General features: G+C 50.8%; 2 protein-coding genes. One reads left to right on the forward strand and one right to left on the reverse strand.

Annotated elements, in window-relative coordinates:
* Positions 1-199: 199 nt before the first annotated feature.
* Positions 200-1,183 (forward strand): Gfo/Idh/MocA family oxidoreductase, encoded by a 984-nt coding sequence (locus Q0294_RS07815; RefSeq protein ID WP_299462923.1) that lies wholly within the window; start codon positions 200-202, stop codon positions 1,181-1,183.
* Positions 1,184-1,204: 21 nt separating this feature from the next.
* Here Q0294_RS07815 and Q0294_RS07820 read toward each other — a convergent pair whose 3' ends face one another.
* Positions 1,205-2,446, reverse strand: coding sequence for a lactate racemase domain-containing protein (locus Q0294_RS07820; RefSeq protein ID WP_299462926.1), 1,242 nt, complete (start codon positions 2,444-2,446; stop codon positions 1,205-1,207).
* Positions 2,447-2,615 lie beyond the last annotated feature (169 nt).

Raw genomic sequence — 2,615 nt, forward strand, 5'->3', positions numbered from 1 at the left:
GGCTCCCACCTGTCCCCTGTCATTCCAGTGAGTCAATTGATGTTGCGAATCGTTCATATTTTACCAAGCATATTACTTTCCCGCTTTCTGCCTGTTTCCGCTTTGGGGGAGTGATGCAGAGACGGTGCCAGAAACGATCCGGTGATTGCATGAGGGAAAAGTCAGGTAATCCGGAATATCAACTGTAAGGAACACAATCGTGAACAAGATCAAAGTTGGGCAGATTGGAGTCGGGCACCCCCACGCCGGCGGGAAAATGCAGGCCTTTCGTAAATCAGAAGAATACGAAGTGGTCGGTGTCGTGGAGCCCGATGCGAAGCTGCGAAAGTATGCAGAATCAACGGGAATTTACCAGGGGCTGCCCTTCCTGACGCAGGAACAACTGTTGAATGTCGAAGGTTTGCAGGCCGTTGCCGTCGAAACACTGGTCCCCGACCTGCTGCCCACCGCAGAAACCTGTATCGCTGCAGGCAAGCACATTCACCTTGATAAACCAGCCGGACTTTCTTTACCGCACTTCAAACGGATTCTGGATCAGGCCGCGCAAAAACATCTGCTGCTTCAGATGGGGTATATGTACCGTTACAACCCCGGAGTTGTGTTGCTGCGAGATCTTCTGAAAAAAGGCTGGCTCGGTGATCCCTTTGAAGTGCACACGGTCATCAGCAAAAAGATGGATAAAGCCAGCCGCGCCCAACTGGAACCACAGCCTGGGGGGATGATGTTCGAGCTGGGTTGCCATGTGATTGATCTGGTCGTACAAATTCTAGGCAGGCCTGATCAGGTCACGCCGTTCTCTCAGCACGCGTCCTCGATTGATGATACGCTGCAGGACAATACGCTGGCGGTCTTCCGTTATCCCAAAGCGCTGGCAACCGTCAAATCCAGTTGTAATGAAGTCAATGGTTTCGATCGACGGCATATTGTGGTCTGTGGATCAGAAGGCACCTTCCATCTCCAGCCGTTCGGCAGACCGGCTGCGACCTTAACCCTCGCCAACGGTAAAGGTAAATATCGCAAAGGCCAGCAAACCATCGAATTTCCGGGCTATACCCGCTATACCGACGATGTGGCCGACATGGCGCGGATTATACGTCGCGAAAAGGATATCGATTTTTCCTACGAGCATGACTATCACGTTCAGGAATCCGTTTTGAAAGCGGCAGGTTTACCGATCGGTTAAGACGGAAGTCCTAAGCCAAAATTACTCCTCTTTAAGTTGCCCATAGGCATGCTGGGCAGAGGCGATAAAAGTCACGGTTTCATCTGTTTGCAGCAGGCGCTGGACTTCGGCTTCATCTTCGATCGGAATGATAAACAGGTCCTCGACGTCATTACTGCTGGCTTTGCTCAACAGAGAGATCAATGCCCAGTCACCCGTCAGCGCCATCTGGGTTGCAGTTACCAGGTCGTTCGGCTGCCTGTCTCGCAGAGGCTTGATGGCATCGAGTGGTTCATGACAGCTTGACAGAATCCGCATTCCTTCACCGAACTCGGCATCGATCTGAGTGAGCAACACGACGCGACCATCCTGCGTCACCAGATTTCTGGCCGTCTCCAGAACACTGCCCAGTTGATTCCAATGGTGACCGGCCGGACCACCTTCGACGGCGATCACTACCACTTCTGATTTATAGCTCGGCTGCAGTTTCCAATACTGATCCAGAAGTTCTTTGCTTTTTCGAAAGGCGGCTTCGCTGCTGCCGAAGACAATTTCAGAAACCCCCGAGCCGGATGCCGGAATCACCTGCAGGCTGTATTGCAGGCCGAGCATCCAGCCCACTTCATCAATCAGCTGACGTAGCGGCCTGCTCTCTGCAGGCGTCAGTTCACGATGCGACTGACCGCGGCTTTTGACAATCGCTTCCTGAGAAGAAAATCCCGGATAAATCGAGCTGTCTCCCCCCACGTAGCCGATCAGCGGATCATAACCCACCAGTTCAATCGGAAGAATAAAGTCCGCTTCCAGTATATGCTTTGAGAGGTAGATGCGTTCCCCGCCCGCTGAAGTTCCCAGATAACCGTGCGTCTCTTTGGCTTCAGGGTCATGTGTAATCCACTGAGCCTTCTCCTGCAGTTCCGGAGCAACCGCGTCTTTTAATTTCTGCTGAAGATCGGACTGCGCTGATGGGGATTGGAGAATTGTCACATCACCGGCTTCGATTCCGCAGCCAGCAAAATAGTTCCACAGTGAATTGATGATTTCGCTGACAGCGGGTGTCTGATCATCGACAATGACCGTAATTTTATCGCCTGGAACAATGGCTAAATTAAGCGGGGGAAGTTCCAGCGGATTGTTCAACGCCTGCTGCGTTTTCAGCAGGACGTTCTCCAGTGGCGCAGGTGCCCGATGATACCAGATCAGCCTCTCGGCCGGAATTTCGCATTGAAATTCACCGGTATAACCATAATTCAGTTTGACTTTGACGGTTTCCGAAATCGACACAACTTTATCCTGTTACTCAATAACTTTTAGCAATGATCCGTAACGTGTAGAAGTTTTTTTGTTAAATTTGGCTACTGATTTGAGTTAATCGTAATTCAACACTGAAATGTTAGCGGTTTAGAGGTGAATTCTACAGGATTTCTGATCACAATATTAGAATATCACAACA

Source organism: uncultured Gimesia sp. (assembly GCF_937919775.1).
In the GTDB taxonomy this organism is placed as follows: Bacteria; Planctomycetota; Planctomycetia; order Planctomycetales; family Planctomycetaceae; genus Gimesia.